The organism is uncultured Barnesiella sp. (assembly GCF_946496565.1).
Taxonomy (GTDB): domain Bacteria; phylum Bacteroidota; class Bacteroidia; order Bacteroidales; family Barnesiellaceae; genus Barnesiella; species Barnesiella merdigallinarum.
Genome location: NZ_CAMMHD010000006.1, coordinates 1 through 15,765, shown reverse-complemented (window position 1 = coordinate 15,765; position 15,765 = coordinate 1). Strand labels below are relative to the sequence as shown.

14 protein-coding genes and 1 tRNA gene are annotated in these 15,765 nt (G+C 52.6%); 9 read left to right on the top strand and 6 right to left on the bottom strand.

From position 1 onward, the window contains the following. Positions 1-27 precede the first annotated feature (27 nt). Both Q1K76_RS04415 and Q1K76_RS04410 read right to left on the bottom strand, forming a co-directional pair. Entirely contained in the window at positions 28-1,035 is a 1,008-nt protein-coding gene (locus Q1K76_RS04415; protein WP_300131329.1) for a FecR family protein, read from the bottom strand. Between the two features lie 2 nt (positions 1,036-1,037). Beyond that, positions 1,038-1,649: an RNA polymerase sigma-70 factor gene (locus Q1K76_RS04410; protein ID WP_300131327.1), complete on the bottom strand. Its 612-nt coding sequence runs from the start codon at positions 1,647-1,649 to the stop codon at positions 1,038-1,040. A gap of 405 nt (positions 1,650-2,054) precedes the next feature. Here Q1K76_RS04410 and speA point away from each other — a divergent pair, with 405 nt between their 5' ends. The 3 genes from speA (at position 2,055) to Q1K76_RS04395 (ending at position 5,275) form a co-directional block, all read left to right on the top strand. Further along, positions 2,055-3,953 carry a biosynthetic arginine decarboxylase gene (speA, locus tag Q1K76_RS04405; protein ID WP_087409236.1) on the top strand — a complete coding sequence of 633 codons (1,899 nt, stop codon included), beginning with the start codon at positions 2,055-2,057 and terminating at the stop codon, positions 3,951-3,953. 114 nt (positions 3,954-4,067) lie between these two features. After that, positions 4,068-4,823: a tRNA pseudouridine(38-40) synthase TruA gene (gene truA / locus Q1K76_RS04400; RefSeq protein ID WP_087409235.1), complete on the top strand. Its 756-nt coding sequence runs from the start codon at positions 4,068-4,070 to the stop codon at positions 4,821-4,823. An 11-nt stretch (positions 4,824-4,834) separates the two neighbouring features. Continuing rightward, positions 4,835-5,275: an N-acetyltransferase gene (locus tag Q1K76_RS04395; RefSeq protein WP_300131325.1), complete on the top strand. Its 441-nt coding sequence runs from the start codon at positions 4,835-4,837 to the stop codon at positions 5,273-5,275. A 3-nt stretch (positions 5,276-5,278) separates the two neighbouring features. On the opposite strand, the gene lgt is transcribed toward Q1K76_RS04395, so the two are convergent. Next, positions 5,279-6,142 (bottom strand): prolipoprotein diacylglyceryl transferase, encoded by an 864-nt coding sequence (gene lgt / locus Q1K76_RS04390; RefSeq protein WP_087409233.1) that lies wholly within the window; start codon positions 6,140-6,142, stop codon positions 5,279-5,281. A 214-nt stretch (positions 6,143-6,356) separates the two neighbouring features. On the opposite strand from lgt, the gene Q1K76_RS04385 reads away from it, so the two are divergent. The 5 genes from Q1K76_RS04385 (at position 6,357) to Q1K76_RS04365 (ending at position 10,781) form a co-directional block, all read left to right on the top strand. Continuing rightward, on the top strand, positions 6,357-7,259 hold the full coding sequence (locus Q1K76_RS04385; protein WP_289540001.1) for a DMT family transporter: 903 nt from the start codon (positions 6,357-6,359) through the stop codon (positions 7,257-7,259). A gap of 127 nt (positions 7,260-7,386) precedes the next feature. Next, entirely contained in the window at positions 7,387-8,019 is a 633-nt protein-coding gene (locus Q1K76_RS04380) for a DUF3256 family protein (protein WP_300131322.1), read from the top strand. Positions 8,020-8,322: 303 nt separating this feature from the next. Beyond that, positions 8,323-8,640 (top strand): helix-turn-helix transcriptional regulator, encoded by a 318-nt coding sequence (locus Q1K76_RS04375; protein WP_258326737.1) that lies wholly within the window; start codon positions 8,323-8,325, stop codon positions 8,638-8,640. A 297-nt stretch (positions 8,641-8,937) separates the two neighbouring features. Next, complete coding sequence (locus Q1K76_RS04370; protein ID WP_300131318.1) at positions 8,938-9,939, top strand: hypothetical protein; 1,002 nt, start codon at positions 8,938-8,940, stop codon at positions 9,937-9,939. Between the two features lie 125 nt (positions 9,940-10,064). Next, entirely contained in the window at positions 10,065-10,781 is a 717-nt protein-coding gene (locus tag Q1K76_RS04365; RefSeq protein WP_300131316.1) for a hypothetical protein, read from the top strand. Between the two features lie 197 nt (positions 10,782-10,978). Here the strand turns inward: Q1K76_RS04365 and asnS are convergent, their stop codons facing one another. From asnS to purB, 3 genes are all read right to left on the bottom strand, one after another. Continuing rightward, positions 10,979-12,376 carry an asparagine--tRNA ligase gene (gene asnS / locus Q1K76_RS04360; RefSeq protein ID WP_087409230.1) on the bottom strand — a complete coding sequence of 466 codons (1,398 nt, stop codon included), beginning with the start codon at positions 12,374-12,376 and terminating at the stop codon, positions 10,979-10,981. An 82-nt stretch (positions 12,377-12,458) separates the two neighbouring features. Then, a complete protein-coding gene (locus Q1K76_RS04355) occupies positions 12,459-13,733 on the bottom strand; it encodes a pseudouridine synthase (RefSeq protein WP_087409229.1) in 1,275 nt (424 codons plus the stop codon). A gap of 338 nt (positions 13,734-14,071) precedes the next feature. Continuing rightward, positions 14,072-15,415, bottom strand: a complete 1,344-nt coding sequence (gene purB / locus Q1K76_RS04350) for an adenylosuccinate lyase (RefSeq protein ID WP_087409228.1) — start codon at positions 15,413-15,415, stop codon at positions 14,072-14,074. Positions 15,416-15,545: 130 nt separating this feature from the next. Between purB and Q1K76_RS04345 the strand changes: the two genes are divergently transcribed. Further along, positions 15,546-15,623: transfer RNA gene (locus tag Q1K76_RS04345), tRNA-Val, on the top strand. Positions 15,624-15,765: the final 142 nt, after the last annotated feature.

Below are 15,765 nucleotides of genomic sequence, written 5' to 3'. Positions count from 1 at the left end.
TATGGTAACATAAATGCTCGAACAGGGTCACTGCTTCAGTCCTATCTTCACGACATCGCGATCGATTTCGTAGGTGAGCGGATAGGTGAGGCTGATGATGTAGAAGGCATTCGTGAGACTGTTGTTGCGAATGCTTCCCGAGAAGGAGATGTTTTTCAATTCGTCCGACTCGAACTCTACCGAGACTCCGTAGAGTCGTTCCATGGTCTTGGCTATCTCGGCCAGCGTAGCCGAGCGGAAGTAGAGGATATTCCGGCGCCAGAAATCGACTTGCCGGCTATCCTCGATTTTCGATTTGGCAAACACCAACTTCGTTTTGTCAAACGATGCCTCCTCGCTCGGAGCAAGCAATACCGACTGATTTTGGTGCGAAACCCGCACCGAACCTTCGATCAGCGAGGTCGACACCATAGCGTCATCGTCATAGCCCTTCACGTCGAAAGTGGTACCCAGGGCCTCGACCTCCACGCCCTGGCATGCGACTACAAATTTCTTATCGGGATTCTTGGCCACCTCGAAGTAGGCCTCGCCGGTCAGGAATACCCGCCGATCGTCCCGATTGTACGAAGGATAATAGCTCAGTTTGCTGGCCGAGTTGAGCCACACTTTGGTCCCGTCGGGAAGAGTCATGCTGGCCTTTTGTCCCGAATCGACGACAAACGAGAAGGGTGTGGTATCGCTCTTGGCCTGTCCGCCCTCGTAATAGGCGACCACGGCAAGAAATACGGCTACGGGCAACAATACGACCGACGCAATCTTACAAATTGTTTTCATCACCCGCCGACGGCCTATCGCACGCTCCTCCCGGATATGTTGCGACAGGTTCTGCCACATCTCGCTGCGGGTATCGCTATCGAGTTCGGGCGAAACCGAGTGCCACAAATCGGTATACTTCCCGTCCAGGGCACGCTGCATCCGAGACGTCCCGATCCATTGCGACAGTTCGACCTTCTCTTCGTCTGTCGCTTCGTGGCGAAGGTATCGCTCCATCATTTCGATAAACCGCTCCGAGTCCATATTTTCCATTCTCTTCATACTTAAAAAACTCTATCTAACACTTCAAAAAACGTATCACACACTACACTCATCAGCAACAACCCCAAGGCTACATAACGCATCTTCGACCGTAAGAACTGCAACGAGCGTTGTACCTGAGTAGCCACCGTTTTCTCCGAAATCGACAACTGCCTGGCAATCTCCATATAGTTGAGCTCCTCTTTCCAGTACATCATGAAAATGCGGCGGCGCGACTCGGGCAACTCACGGATCAATTTCAAAATATACTCTTCGAGCAACAGATTGTCCAATTCGTGATCGGCATCGTCTTTCTCCTCGAGCGACTGCTCCTTGGCCTCGGCCTCGAAGTATTGCTGAATCCACATCTCCCGCTTGATGTAATGATACACCCTATTGCGGGCAATAGTGAAGATATAGGAATCGAAATTCCCGTCGCAGAGTATGCCTCTGCGTTTATCCCAGATTTGCATAAACACGTCTTGAGTCAAATCTTTAGAGAGAATACGATCTTTTACTATGGAGTTGATGAAATTATACACCCTCCCCGAATAGTATTGATATATCGATTCAAAAGAGGAAATCTTACCCTCCTTCAATCCTTTTAAAGTCTCACTATCCACTTCCTTTTTCATAGAACCTTCTCTTACCAATCAAAGACTAAGGTCAAAACGTGTATGCTCGATAAAGAATCTTCTTTGTTGTTGTATAGCCTCAAGGGGTCCGAAAAGACTACAACAAATTTTAGAAATAACACATTTTAACACATTAGTCTCGTCTTGAACCTATCGAAACTTTTCTCTTTTTCCAAACCTTTCGACCACTCCTCCCGGAAGGAGACGGAGGGGGGCCGACACACCACTTATATTATATATATGCAAAAACAGGCATATTACCCGAAATTCCCGACAAGTATACAAAAAAACCTTATCACCGGGAACAATGTACGCCCTTTTCCATTTTCTCTATTCAATTATTATCCGTATTTTTGCTCACTGTATGTTTTTTATAATACCTTTTATTCAACCTGTTTATAAGAAATGAGAAAATGGCGTATTGAGGACTCTGCCGAACTGTACAACATCAACGGTTGGGGCCTGAAATATTTTTCAATCAACGAAAAGGGTCACGTGGCTGTAACGCCCCGCGAGGGTTATGCCTCGGTCGACCTGAAGGAGCTGATGGACGAGTTGCAGGTGCGCGACGTAACGGCACCCGTTCTGCTGCGTTTCCCCGATATTCTCGACAACCGTATCGAGAAAATCTCGAAATGCTTCAAACAGGCGGCCGACGAGTATGGCTACACGGCCCAGAACTTTATCATCTATCCCATCAAGGTGAACCAGATGAGACCGGTGGTCGAGGAGATCGTGAGCCACGGCAAGAAATTCAACATCGGGCTGGAGGCCGGTTCGAAACCCGAGCTCCACGCCGTGCTGGCCATCAATACCGACAAAAACTCGCTCATCATCTGCAACGGCTACAAGGACGAAAACTACATCGAGCTGGCCCTGCTGGCCCAGAAGATGGGACGCCGCATCTTCCTCGTGGTCGAGAAGATGAACGAACTGAAACTCATCGCCGACATTTCGAAACGGCTGAAGATTCGCCCCAACATCGGCATCCGCATCAAGCTGGCCAGCTCGGGCAGCGGCAAGTGGGAAGAGAGCGGCGGCGACGGCAGCAAGTTTGGCCTCAACTCCAGCGAACTGCTCGACGCTCTCGATTTCCTCGAAAGGACCAAGATGACCGACTGCCTCAAGCTGATCCACTTCCACATCGGTAGCCAGATAACCAAAATACGTCGCATCAAGAATGCCCTGAAAGAGGCTTCGCAGTTCTACGTACAGCTCCAGAACATGGGCTTCCACGTCGAGTTTGTCGACATAGGCGGCGGTCTGGGGGTCGACTACGACGGCACCCGCTCTTCGTCGAGCGAGAGCAGCATGAACTACTCGATACAGGAGTATGTGAACGACTCGGTTTCGGCGCTGGTCGATGCCTGTGTCAAGAACGACCTGCCGCAACCCAACATCATCACCGAGTCGGGCCGCTCGCTCACCGCACACCACTCGGTGCTGGTATTCGAGGTGCTCGAGACTACCTCGCTCCCCATCTGGGACGAGAAGGAGGAACTGGGCGAAAACCCGCACGAACTGGTAGATGAACTCTATAAAATCTGGGACAACATGAACCAGCCGCGCCTGCTCGAGTCGTGGCACGATGCCTTGCAGATTCGCGAGGAGGCACTCGACCTCTTCGGCCTGGGACTGCTCGACCTGCGCACCCGGGCCCAAATCGAACAACTCTTCTGGTCGGTAGCCCGCGAGGTAAGCGAAATCGCCTCGGACATGAAGCATGCCCCCGAAGAGTTGCGCAAGATTTCGAAGCTGTTGCCCGACAAATACTTCTGCAACTTCTCGCTCTTCCAGTCGTTGCCCGACTCGTGGTCGATCGACCAGCTGTTCCCCATCATGCCCATCAGCCGGCTCGACGAACGTCCCGACCGCACGGCTACCATACAAGATATTACCTGCGACTCCGACGGCAAGATCAACAACTTCATCTCGCCCCACGGCTCCAACTCGCATCTGGCCGTGCATGCCCTTAACAACAAGGAACCCTATTATATAGGTGTATTCCTGGTAGGTGCCTATCAGGAGATTCTGGGCGACATGCACAACCTCTTCGGCGACACCAACGCCGTGCATGTGAGCGTGTACAAGGACCGCTACGAAATCGATCAGGTAATCGACGGCGAGACCGTGGCCGAGGTGCTCGACTACGTACAGTTCTCGCCCAAGAAACTGGTGCGCAGCGTAGAGACATGGGTTACCTCGTCGATGAAGGCGGGAGTCATCACCCCCGAAGAGGGTCGTGAGTTCCTCTCGAACTACCGCTCGGGCCTCTACGGATATACCTATCTCGAAAACGATTAAACTCAACCCGATGGATTATCGGCCGGGGAGGGGCCACAGAGCAAGGGGAGACACTCCTCATGCTGTCACTCTCGAACCCCGCCCGATAATCCATCTCTATTTTTTTAGACCTTCATGCCACGCTACTTCATCTACCTATCGTTCAACGGTGCCCGCTACCACGGCTGGCAGATACAGCCCAACGGCATCACCGTACAGGCCGAGCTCGAAAAGGCGTTGGCTACCCTGCTGCGGCGCGAGACGCCGGTCACCGGGGCGGGCCGTACCGATGCCGGAGTCAACGCCCGGCTCATGGTGGCTCACTTCGACACCCCGGCTCCGCTCGACAATCCCGCCGAGACAGCCGACCGCCTGAACCGGGTGCTCCCCCCCGACATGGCCGTGTACGACATACGGCCTGTTACCGACGAGGCTCACAGCCGTTTCGACGCCCTCAGCCGCACCTACAAATACTACCTCATCGACCACAAGTCGCCCTTTCTCGAGGCGTTTGCCTGCCGCTACCGCGGCACGCTCGACTTCGACCGGATGAACGAGGCGGCCGAGCAACTCTACCGATACACCGATTTTACCAGCTTCAGCAAGCTGCACACCGACGTAAAGACCAACAACTGCCGGGTGACCTTCGCCCGCTGGGAGCGCGAGGGGGAACAACAGGTATTCACCATCACGGCCGACCGATTCCTGCGTAACATGGTGCGCGCCATCGTAGGCACCCTGCTCGACGTGGGGCGCGGCAAACTCACCGTCGAGGGGTTCTGCCGCATCATCGAACAGAAAGACCGCTGCGCCGCCGGCACCTCGGTACCGGGCAAGGCGCTGTTCCTGCACGACATCACCTACCCCGACAACCTGTTTCTGCCCCGATAAAGAACCGACTCGTGGAAATCAGACACATAACAAACCGGAAGAAAGATTTTCTCGACCTGCTGCTGTTGGCCGACGAAAGCGAAATGATGATCGAGCGCTACCTCGACCGGGGCGAAATGTTTGCCTTGTACGACGAGGGGTTGAAGAGTATCTGCGTCGTCACACAAGAGGGGCAAGGACTTTACGAAATCAAGAACCTGGCTACCTGTCCCCCGTTCCAGCGTCGAGGTTATGCCCGCAAACTTATCGAATATGTGGAAAGCCTCTATCCCAGCGGAGCGACCTTGCAAGTTGGTACAGGCGATTCACCCCTCACCATCCCCTTTTACGAACGATGCGGATTCCGTTATTCGCACCGGATACCCGGATTCTTTACCGACCACTATCCTCACCCCATCTTCGAGGGGGGCCGACAGCTCGTCGACATGATTTATCTGAAGAAAGAGATTTAGCGACTATTTCGAGGATTTTCTCTGTCCCGGTTGCGACAATCGGCCACCAGCGGGATTATTCCACCGCGTAATCACGAAGTAGAGCCCCAGCACCACAAACGGGATGCTCAACACCTGACCCATGTCGATAGGCATGGCGCTTTCGAAATCGACCTGGCGCTCCTTGAGGAACTCGATGAAAAAGCGGAAGAGGAAGATGAGCGTGATGCAGAGCCCGAAATAGAAGCCCCGACCGCAACGGTCGCGCCGGAGCCAGGCCACCCACACCATCACTCCGAAGAAGATGAAATAGGCCAGCGCCTCGTAAAGCTGTGCCGGATGACGAGGCAACATATCCACCCGTTCGAAGACAAAAGCCCAGGGCACATCGGCCGGCATGCCTATGATTTCGGAGTTCATCAGGTTGGCCAGCCGGATAAAGCCGGCAGCCACCGGTGCGGCTACACCCATCATGTCGAGAATATCGAGGTAGTGTATCTTGGTCTTGCGGCAGAAGAGGGCCAGAGCGATAATCAACCCCAGCGTGCCCCCGTGACTGGCCAACCCCGCATAGCCCGTGAAGCGCCACCCGCCATCGGGCAGAGCGCGTATGGGCAGAATGATTTCGAGCGGATGGCTCAGGTAATAATCGGGTTCGTAAAAGAGACAATGCCCCAGCCGGGCACCGATGAAAATACCCAGAAAACTGTACATGAACAGGGTCTGAAACGTATCCATCGGGAGCCCCTTCAGCTTATACAGTTTGTAGACCACCTGGCAACCCGCCCAAATGGCGATGAGCCAGAAGATACTGTACCAACGTATAGCGATGCCCGCTACCGAAAAGAGCACCGGGTCGGGATTCCAATGAATGTAAAGCAGCTCCATAATTCTATTCTCTATCGTGGCATCGTTGCCACACGCGATGCAAAGATAACACAAATCTAGGTTTACAGAGATGATACAGAGAAAAGAATAACTACCTTTGCACTCGCAAACCGCCCCACCCCGGTGGTGGCAGAAAGGCGGTCCCCGACCATCCCCGCCCAGGCGGAGAGGCATCGAAGGGTCCAACGTCAATAGACTTAAAAGGTAAAAAAAGATGTGGTTATCGCTTGCTTTTCTCTCGGCCTTTCTGTTGGGCTGCTACGAGGTATGTAAAAAAACGTCGCTCAACGGCAACGCCGTCATTCCCGTGTTGTTTCTCAACACCCTTTTCTGCAGCCTGCTGTTCCTCCCGCTCATCATCCTCTCCTACGGGTTTCCCGATCTGATGCGCGACTCGATGTTCTACGTGCCCCCTTCGACCCTGCGCGAGCACCTCTTCATCATCGGCAAGGCGGCGCTGGTACTCACCTCGTGGACCTGTGCCTACTTTGCCACCAAGCACCTGCCCATCACCATAGCCGGCCCCATCAAGGCGTCGCAGCCGATACTCACCCTCATCGGGGCGTTGCTCATCTTCGGCGAACGGCTCAACTTCTACCAGTGGATAGGTGTGCTGCTGGCCATCGTCTCGTTCATCATGCTCTCCTTCTCGGGAAAGAAAGAGGGCATCAACTTCCGCCACAACCTGTGGATACTCTTCATCGTGCTGGCCACCATCACGGGAGCCGCCAGCGGACTGTACGACAAATACCTCATGTCGCACGGCTTCGACCGCATGACCGTGCAGGTGTGGTACTCGTACTACCAGATGGCCATGATGGCCATCGTACTGCTGGTGCTGTGGTATCCGCAGCGCAAGCACACGACCCCGTTTGTGTGGCGTCCCTCGATATTCTTCATCTCGCTCTTTCTCGTCTGTGCCGACTTTGTCTACTTCTACGCCCTCAGCTACCCCGACTCGATGATTTCAATCGTCTCGATGGTGCGTCGCAGCAGCGTGGTGGTAAGCTTCATTGCCGGTGCCTTCCTGTTCAGGGAGAAGAATATCCGCAGCAAGTCGTTCGACCTGATACTGGTGCTGCTGGGTATGTTCTTCCTCTATCTGGGCACAAAATAGCCATCGGGTTTCTTGCTCTTCAAAATGAAATAGCTACTTTTGTAGAAGAGAGGATAGGGCTCGGCAAAAGTTCAAGTAAACTTGACTTTCTGCGCTCTCCTTTCACTACTTTGTTCAAACCATTGTCATGAAACTAAGAAGACTGTTTTTCCTCTCGGCCGTGGCTACGGCGCTGATGTCGCAGGCTGTTGAACCGGCGGCACAACTTTTTGCGGCCATGCCCGACTCGCTGATACCCTCGCTCGAAGTCAATCGACGCAAAGACCTCATCGACCTCTTCCACGCCGGGCAGTCGGCACAAGTCACCACCAAACTCGGTGGGAAGGCCCAGATGACCGAGTTGCAGGAGCAGAGCCTCGTCATCGCCCTCTCGGAGCAGAGCCGAATGGCCCTGTACCTCTACACGACTACCGGCAACGACTCTGTCGTTGCTCTGGTCAACACGGTCTATGCCCCGGCCGGCGACAGCCGCATCCGGTTCTTCGACAGCGCCTGGCGTGAGCTTCCCGCCTCGAAATATATCGAGCAGCCCACCCGCGACGATTTCTTTCTCTTCCCCGACAGCCTCTCGAAAACCCAACGCGAGGAGCTGATGCGACCGGTCGACATCTGCCTGGTAGAGTATACCTTCGAGTCCGATGGCTCGATATGCGCCAGCCAGTCGTGGGAGAAGTATCTCGACCGCGAAACCTACAACCGCCTCAAGCCCTACCTGCGCGAGTCGATTACCCTGCACTGGAACGAGAGACAGTTTGAATAGCAACAAAAATATATTTATAACCAACATAATAGAACAGAAAAAGAAAGAATGCCATAAAATAACAAAAATAACATAAGCGTTAGCTTCGTTCTCCGCCAATAGAAACTTCGCAACTTTCACACAAGCATCGAGAACATGTAGCGAGCGTCCATGTAGATATATCTACGTGGGCTTGTTCGTGTTTGTATGCTTGGGCAATGCGAAGGCCTCTATTGGACAAACTCTGGGCAGGACCACGTAGTTTATTTAACTCCTACCCTATCCTCTCGAGAGCCGGCCAATGCTTACATTTCGCCGAACGACATGAGGAACATACACATTGGTCATATCATTCACGAACGCTTTAAGGAGAGCGGACTCTCGATTGCAGAGTTTGCCGCCCGTATCAACCGCACCCGCGGTACCGTCTACGACATATTCTCACGTAAGAGTATTGATACCGACCTCCTCGTTGCCATTTCGGAAGTGCTGCATTATGACTTCTTCCAAGAATACTATACCCCTGAAATACAAACTCATACACCTCCAGTTCCAATCTACCAAATCAGTCTTCAAGTCGAGGGCATTGTCGATGCACAACTCCTGTGCCAGCACCTGTCGCAATATAAAAAGAAGCGATAGCAGCCTTGTTTATGTTCAACTATTTCGACATATCCGTACAATTATCCCGACATTCATCAAAAGAAATTTTCGCTCTATTTTGATTTCTTTGTGCTAATAATCCTTAATCAAGATTTCCAATACCTAAAGATATCGGAATCATCATCGCAAGTCTCTTCGTCATTGCCCCATCTCGCAATGTACCCAGACTGTGAGTAACCATCTCTTCACACCAAGAGAATAGCAGACCGGTCGATGACCTTTTTTAAGGAAGCTCTAAAACAACATTGACAATACAAACACACTTAAACCATGTTCATGATGAATAGAAAAACGACACTTTTCGGCTGGGGGCTCTTGTGCATCTGGCTATTTTCACAATGTACAACCACTCAAATCATCTACTCCAACGTATCAGTTCCCGAAGAAGGAGGTATCCGTTTCGAGAAACTTACCGACGAAAATCGAGACATCGTCAACGGTATATCTACCCGCAACGAATACGGTAAATTCGAATGGTGGGTCAATCCGTGTGTAGCCATCTCGCCAGACGGCCGTAAGATGGCCTACCTCTCCTATAAAAACAAGCAGACCAATATCATGGTGGCCAGCACCGAACGAGGCGGAAGCGGTGCCACGCAACGCACCTTCCGCAACTGGGTGACCGACCTCTCCTGGTCGCCCGACGGCCAATATATCTATTTCTCGGAACAACGCAACAACACCAGTTCGATATACAGCATCAATGCCGAAGCCGGAAGCGTGCTCAACCAACTCACCTTTGGCAACACCTATGATGCGGCGCCCAAAGCCTCGGCCAATAATCCCAACATCGTATTCTTCTCCCGACAGGAATACGGACGATCCAGCATTTGGAGCTACAACCGCGAGAATAACCTCTTTACCAACTACTCCAACGGCTGTACTCCCGAACCGATAAAGGACGAACCCGACGCCTTCCTTTGCACCAGATTCAACGACAAGGGAATAGGTGAAATCTGGAAGATAAACTACCAGACCGGAATCGAAACCCTTATCCTCTCGCGTCAGGACCAGAGTTTCACCACACCCCGTATCTCACCCGACGGACAATGGATTGTGTGTATGGGCAACAGTTTCAATCCCAACAACAAACGCGTCCAAAACCTCGACATCTTTGTAATCCGCATCGATGGAAGCCAATTCACCCAACTGACCTTCCACCCCGGTAACGATGGCTGCCCCGTGTGGTCGCCCGACGGCCGCAGCATCTACTTCCTCTCGCAACGAGGCACGGCCAAAGGTCTGTTCAACGTATGGCGTATGAACTTCAATCTTTAAAAAATAAGCTCATTCAACATCAGCTTAGGTCTGAACTTCAATATCAAGGTCAGGAGGAAATAAGAGACTTATAGAGGCTGAACATAATCTGGAATACATACATCAACACTAAAACACACTCATTCATGAAAAAATCGATTCTTATTATCATGATACTCCTCATCGGCTCACTGTCGGCATCGGCCCAATGGAGCAGCGCGGGAAACGATACAGGAAACAGCCCTTCCCACGACAACAGTAGCAAACCCGCCGGAGGATTCATACGGGTAGGAGGAGCCATCTCGTTCAACACACTCGGCGGCTCATACTTCGAAAATCAGAGCAACGTCTCAGGAAAAACGACCGGCATCATTTCGCTTTGTCAAGCAGGAGCCTATTTCGGGAAAAACAAGAACTTCTATGCAGGTTTAGGCATGGAACTCCCCTTCAAAGGATGGAAAGAAGAGGTAGAAATAAACGGGAGAACAATAACAACCTCTTACAATACCATGGGGTATCGTATCCCGGTTTTTATCGGATACACCTATCGATTTACTCCGAAAATCAGTCTGTATGTGCAGACTGGTATCAATTTCGATTTCGATTTCGCCGGGTATTGGGGTACCATCGAATACAATGGAGAGAAAAAAGATTTGAAAGATACTCTAAACGATGACTACTTCAATATCTTCAACAGCTCTTGGGCCGTACAAGCCGGTATCGTGCTCCACAAAATTCATTTGGGATTGAACTACACATTGCCCTATACCGACATATTCAACCATAAATATGTGGACGATGACATAAACGGCAACTTGGGAGCTGTCAATCTTTACATAGGTCTGGCATTTGACCTCAAATAAGGTCACGCACGGGAGGAAAAAATCGAATAACCGCATCTCACCGTCACGTGTATACAATCCTTGATATTCTATCGAGTAATCTAAAGACCAATATATAGAGAAAACCATTATCAACATGACCAAACAAGAGAGCCGCCCCGGGAATCTCCCGAAGCGGCTCTCTTGTTTGTATGGTCTTGCGTTGTGCAGGCCCCGGCTTAGAACTCGGCGTTCTTCGGCGTACGGGGGAAGGGTATCACATCGCGGATGTTGGTCATGCCGGTTACGAAGAGTACCAGACGCTCGAACCCGAGGCCGAAGCCCGAGTGGGGTGCGGTACCGAAACGACGGGTATCGAGGTACCACCACATATCTTTCATGGGGATATGCAGCTCTTCGATACGCGAGAGCAGTTTCTCGTAGTTCTCCTCACGTTGCGAACCACCGATGATTTCGCCAATGCGGGGGAAGAGCACATCCATGGCGCGCACGGTCTTGCCGTCGTCGTTGAGTTTCATATAGAAGGCCTTGATCTCCTTGGGATAGTCGGTGAGGATAACCGGTTTCTTGAAGTGCTCCTCGACGAGGAAGCGCTCGTGCTCGCTCTGCAGGTCGGCACCCCAGTAGACGGGATACTCGAACTTGTGGCCCGACTCTTCGAGAATCTTCACACCCTCGGTGTAGGGCAGGCGCACGAAGTCGTTTTCGACGACAAACTTCAGACGCTCGATCAGCTCCGAGTCGTACATCTGGCTGAGGAACTCGAGGTCGTCCTGGCAGTTGTCGAGAGCGTAGCGGATAAGGTATTTGAGGAAGTCCTCGGCCAGGTCCATGTTCTCTTCGATTTCGTTGAAGGCCACCTCGGGTTCTACCATCCAGAACTCGGCCAGGTGACGCGGCGTGTTGGAGTTTTCGGCGCGGAAGGTGGGACCGAAGGTGTAGATGGCACCGAGCGACATGGCACCGAGCTCACCCTCGAGCTGACCCGATACGGTGAGGCTGGTGGGTTTGCCGAAGAAGTCGGCGCTGTAATCTACGGCACCATCTTCGGTGCGGGGCACGTTGTTGAGGTCGAGCGTCGTTACCTGAAACATGGCACCGGCTCCCTCGCAGTCGCTGGCCGTGATGAGCGGCGTGTTCAGATAGAAGAAACCGCGGTCGTTGAAATATTTGTGAATGGCGTAGGCCAAGTGGTGACGGATGCGGAACACGGCACCGAAGGTGTTGGTGCGGGGACGCAGGTGGGCGATTTCGCGCAGGAACTCGAGGGTGTGTCCCTTTTTCTGCAAGGGATATACATCGGGGTCGGCACCGCCGTAGAGCTCGATGCTCTCGGCCTGAATCTCGGCCTGCTGACCTTTGCCCTGCGACTCTACCAACGTGCCTATCACACTGATGCAGGCACCGGTCGTGATGGGTTTCATCTCGGCCTCGGTAAACTTCGAGAGGTCGACTACAACCTGTATATTCTTAATGGTAGAACCATCGTTGAGTGCAATAAAGTTGACATGCTTATTGCCCCGGCGCGTACGCACCCAGCCTTTCACATTGATCTTCGTCCCGTAAAGAGATGCGTCGAAGGCATCGACGACTTTGGTCCTTTTCATTGTTTCCATACTCTTTCAATCTATTAGTTTAAGCACCACCGCCCCGAACGGTTTTCCCGAGCGGGGCGTGCGGCTATTTCGGTTATATTACTTATTCAAACGAACCCATCTGCAGCATGTTCACCTCTTGTTGCGTGAGGTAACGCCAGCGGCCGCGTTGCAGGTTCTTCTTCGTGAGACCGGCAAAATAGACCCGGTCGAGTTTGACTACCCGGTAACCCAGCGCCTCGAATATACGACGCACGATGCGGTTGCGGCCCGAGTGTATCTCGATGCCCACCTGGTTCTTGTCGGTATCATTGGCATAGCTCACAGCATCGGGTTGTATGGGGCCATCCTCCAACTCTATACCGTCGGCGATACGTTGCATGTCCTCTTCGTTCACGTCGCGGTCGAGCCATACGTGATAGATTTTCTTCTTGATGAACTTGGGGTGCGTGAGCTTCGAGGCCAGGTCGCCGTCGTTGGTGAGCAGCAGCACACCCGTGGTGTTGCGGTCGAGACGGCCTACAGGGTAGATGCGCTCGGTGCAGGCGTTGCGCACGATGTCCATCACGGTGAGGCGGCCCTGCGGGTCGTCCGATGTGGTGACGCAGTCCTTGGGTTTGTTCAACAGCACATAGATTTTGCGCTCGAGCGTAACCACCTTGCCACGGAAGGTCACCGTGTCGTTGCGGGTAATCTTCGTACCCAGCTCGGTCACCGGCTCACCGTTTACCAGCACCTCGCCGGCCTGGATATACTCGTCGGCTTCACGACGCGAGCAGATACCGGCATTGGCCATGTACTTGTTGAGACGAATCGGTTCGTTGGGATCTACCTCGGGCAACTCATACTCGATGCGTTGCGGACGGCTGTTGTAGTTCTTGTTGCGGCGTTGTTGCGGCCGGTTCTGGTTGTAACGGTTGTTGCCATATCCGCCCTGACGGTTCTGATTGTAGCCGCCCTGGCGATTCTGTTTGGGATAGTAGGGGCGCTCGTTGTCGCCGTAAGAGCGCGGTTGATAGCCCTCACCCCCTTCGTTGTTGCGATTGTAATCCTGGTTGTACCGCGGCCCGTTGTTGTAGGTATTGCGGCGATTGTTGCCATATCCGCCCTGACGGTTCTGATTGTAACCACCCTGACGATTCTGGCCATAGCCTCCCTGACGGTTCCCATAATTGTTGGGACGGTCGTTGGTATAGGAGCGATTGCCTCCTTCACCATAGTTGTTACGGGAGTAATGAGGTCTTTCGGTATTGGCACCATACGAGGTGTGACCCTCTTCTCCACCTCTTTTGTACTCTACTTTCTCATATCGTTCGGTCATGCCTTCACGGTTCGATACCCCGATACGAGGGCGCTTAGCTCTTTTTTCGCTTTCCATAGGAATTGTTTGTAATTAAAAAATACAAGCCTCTCGGCCTAACTAAAAAAATTCTATTTTCTTATCGATTGTTTTTTACCTTATTTGCCGGCAAAGATACAAATGATTTTTCATTTCATCTCTTTCACAATCAAATAAGTTATCGTTTTCTTCTTAAAAAAAACAAAAGCCCGGGGCGTTTGTTCGCCCGCCCTTGCCCCAACGGTCCAAAACGACGATTCTTCGGCTCCGCTCACCAGGTAACGATAAACGGGGAAGCCGAAGAATCGGGAATATTTCGGGGTATTTTCAAGTCGGTCCCGACAAAGCCTGCAAGGAGTGCCGGCCGGCGGTACCTGTTAGAACCCGGTGTAGGTGTGCGGCGTGATGCGGCGCAACTCCTCCTTGACCGACTCCGACACGTTGAGGGTGTCGATAAACTCGCGTATCGACTCGGCATTGACTACCGAGTTGGTGCGGGTGAGGGCCTTCAACGTCTCGTAGGGGTGCGGATAGCCTTCGCGGCGCAGAATCGTCTGGATACCCTCGGCCACCACGTTCCACATCTGGTCGAGGTCGCGGTAGATGGCCGTCTCGTTGAGCAACAGCTTGTTCAACCCCTTGATGGTGCTGTGGAAGGCAATGAGCGTATGAGCCAAGGGCACACCCACGTTGCGCAGCACGGTCGAGTCGGTGAGGTCGCGTTGCAGACGCGAGATGGGCAACTTCTTGGCCAAGTGCTCGAAAATGGCATTGGCCAGGCCCAGGTTACCCTCGGAGTTCTCGTAGTCGATGGGGTTCACCTTGTGAGGCATGGCCGACGAACCTACCTCGCCCTCTTTGATTTTCTGTTTGAAATACTCCATCGAGATGTATTGCCAGAAGTCGCGGTCGAGATCGATGACTATCGTATTGATGCGGCGCAGGGCGTCGAAGAGGGCGGCCAGATTGTCATAGTTCGAAATCTGGGTGGTCCAGGCTTCGCGCTCGATACCGAGGCGTTCTTTCAGGAAACGGTTGCCGAAGGCAGGCCAGTCGATGTCGGGGTAGGCAAAGTGGTGGGCGTTGAAGTTACCCGTGGCACCGCCGAACTTTCCGCTCACGGGCACAGCCTTGAGCAGCTCGATCTGTTTCTCGAGACGGTATCCGAAGACCCGAATCTCCTTGCCCAGACGGGTGGGAGATGCCGGTTGACCGTGCGTCTTGGCCAGCATGGGAATATCTTTCCACTCCTCGGCATAGTGGTTGATGAGCGACAGCATCTCGTCGAGTACCGGCATGTAGCAGTCGTGCAACGCCTCTTTTATCAACAGGGGCACCGACGTGTTGTTAATATCTTGCGAGGTGAGGCCGAAGTGGATGAACTCCTTGTAGGCCTCGAGGTGCAACTCGTCGAACTTCTCCTTCAAGAAATATTCGACTGCTTTCACGTCGTGGTTGGTGACCGACTCAATCGACTTTACCCGGGCGGCATCGGCCTCGGTAAAGTTTTGATAGATGGCCCGCAAAGCCGGGAAGAGGTTGTGGTCTACCCCCTTGAGCTGAGGCAGAGGCAACTCGCACAACGCGATGAAATACTCGATTTCGACCCGTACCCGGTACCGGATAAGAGCCCACTCCGAAAAATAAAGCGACAAATTTTCCACCTTGTTGCGGTAGCGGCCATCGATAGGCGATATAGCCGTGAGTGATGATAATTCCATAATCCTGTGATTTGAATGAAACAGAGCACAAAAATACGATTTCCTGCGTAATTTTATCGAATAATTTTCGTTTTTGTTTTGCAAATAAAAAAATTGTATTACCTTTGCATCGCTTTTCGGAAAATAATCCGGGCGTTTAGCTCAGCTGGTTTAGAGCATCTGCCTTACAAGCAGAGGGTCGGCGGTTCGAATCCGTCAACGCCCACCACCAAGGCCGGACAACCGAGAGACAAAAAAAATCGTTTGACGGTCGGAGATAATCCCTGCGTGGCGGTCACAAGCCGCAACAAAACAGGGGCGTTTAGCTCAGCTGGTTTAGAGCATCTGCCTTACAAGCAGAGGGTCGGCGG